Annotated in this window: 1 protein-coding gene; it reads left to right on the top strand. The window is 63.4% G+C overall.

What is annotated here, in order from left to right; genetic code table 11:
• Positions 1 to 554: glycoside hydrolase family 16 protein (locus tag FV234_RS25960; RefSeq protein ID WP_147832461.1), on the top strand; the 554-nt coding region annotated here is incomplete at both ends.

Genomic DNA, 554 nt, shown 5'->3' with positions numbered 1-554 from the left:
CACCTATCACGAGTTCAGCCAGACCTACGGCTACTTCGAAATGCGGGCAGAACTCCCGGCCGGTCATGGCCTATGGCCGGCATTCTGGATGCTGCCGGAGGACGGGAGCTGGCCGCCGGAACTCGACGTGATGGAGATGATCGGCAGCGAACCGAACACGCTGCGCAACACGGTCCACAGCCAGGTCTCTGGCGACTGGAAAGTCGACGACACTCACTACTTGAACGAGGCCAACGTCACCGTGTCCGACATGACGTCGGGCTACCACACCTATGGCGTCGACTGGGAACCCGACACCATCACCTGGTACTACGACGGGCAGCCGACCTTCCAGGCCGCCACGCCTGCCGACTTGAACAAGCCGATGTATATGATCGCCAACCTCGCCGTCGGCGGCGCCTGGGCCGGCGACCCGGACGTATCAACGCCAGTGCCGGCGCAGATGACCATCGATTATATCCGGGCCTATGCGAGCGCGCCGACTGCCTCGGCTCCAACAGACACGTTCCACTTCCGCGACGCGAGCACGGGCGACGACCTCTACACGACGAGCA

Origin of the sequence: Methylobacterium sp. WL8 (assembly GCF_008040045.1) — a bacterium.
Lineage (GTDB): Bacteria > Pseudomonadota > Alphaproteobacteria > Rhizobiales > Beijerinckiaceae > Methylobacterium > Methylobacterium cerastii.
This window is presented reverse-complemented; position numbering and strand designations above follow the sequence as displayed.